Source organism: Streptomyces sp. NPDC058534 (assembly GCF_042717365.1).
Taxonomy (GTDB): domain Bacteria; phylum Actinomycetota; class Actinomycetes; order Streptomycetales; family Streptomycetaceae; genus Streptomyces.
The window spans coordinates 183,433-184,622 of sequence record NZ_JBHXNW010000005.1 but is presented as its reverse complement, the minus strand read 5'-3'; the positions used below and the strand labels follow the sequence as shown (position 1 = coordinate 184,622).

1 protein-coding gene and 1 pseudogene are annotated in these 1,190 nt (G+C 70.0%); one reads left to right on the top strand and one right to left on the bottom strand.

Translation table 11 applies throughout. The annotated features are described in order from the left end of the window. On the bottom strand, nucleotides 1-423 hold a 423-nt coding region (locus ACFWR9_RS04785), incomplete at its 3' end, for a transposase (RefSeq protein ID WP_383835512.1). A 66-nt stretch (nucleotides 424-489) separates the two neighbouring features. Between ACFWR9_RS04785 and ACFWR9_RS04780 the strand changes: the two are divergent. Beyond that, nucleotides 490-645, top strand: a pseudogene (locus tag ACFWR9_RS04780) (IS21 family transposase); the annotation flags it as partial. Nucleotides 646-1,190 lie beyond the last annotated feature (545 nt).

Below are 1,190 nucleotides of genomic sequence, written 5' to 3'. Positions count from 1 at the left end.
GCGCCGTTCACAGGGTTCGGTCTCGGACCGGCGCCAGCGGTAGTAGGTGGAGGAGGGGATGTGCAGTTCCCGGAGTACGGGCTCGACCCCCAGGTACGGGTGCTCGTCGATGAGCGCTGTCACCTGGGCCGGGTCGAGCTGCGCGGCGAAAAAAGCCGAAGCCGTCCGCAGGACCTCATTGGCACGGCGTAGTTCCCGCACCTCGCGCCGCAGCTGGGCGAGCTCTTCCTTCTCCTCGGTGGTGAGCAGGCCGTCGCGCTCACCCGCGTCGGCCTCGGCCTGCCGGATCCAGCCTCGCAGGGCCTCGTGATGTACACCGAGTTCCTCGGCCATCCGACGGATCACGGGCTTCGGCTCGGCAGTCCGGTACATCCGCACCGCACGCTCACGCAACTCCAGCGGGTACTTCCTCGGGGCAGGCATCGTCAGGGCTCCTCTCATGCAACCCATCTGACCTGCTGCCACCTTTCCCCGCACCTCGGGGGAACCTCAGTGATCGCCGAGCGGGTCGGCTGGGAACGGTCGTTGTCGGTGCTGAAGCGGCGGGTCCGGGAACTGCGGCCGGTCTACCTTCCGGCGGATCCGGTCTCGCGGACGGCGTATCAGCCCGGCGACCTGGCCCAGTGCGATCTGTGGTTCCCGCCCACACCACCGGCAGGCTCCAGGACGAACTGCTGCGTCTCGCACGCGTGCCCGTTCTGGTGATCGATCTATGCCGAGACCGCGACTATGCCGACAGTCCCCTGGCAAGGGCTGCGTCCTCGCCAGTAGTGCTCCCGGTTGAGGGTTCGAGGCGGAAGGGGGATCCGCTCGCGAGCGGCTTCCATCCGCGTGCGAGAGCGGTCCGTATGGCCTGGGCGACGTCGGCTGGAAGGACCGGCTGTGTCGGCAGGAGGAACCAGTTTCCGGGGTGGGGGCGATCGGTCTGGACGACGAGAGTGGTTCCCGGCGTCGTTGCGTCTTCGACCGCGAAGGTCAACGGAGTCCAGCCGCTTCGGTATGGTGCCGAACGACTTCGGTTGGGGGATGTACAGCCGTCGCAGCGGGCCCACTCCCCGGTTCGGGCTTCCCGGGTCGCAGGAGAGTCGCGGTGGGGGCCGCCCGGGTCGGCCGCCCCGCCCACGGCGCTGCTGCGGGCCCCCCGGCGCCGGGCGGGCGGCGCCCCAGCCCTTCGCGACCAGGGGGGCCGG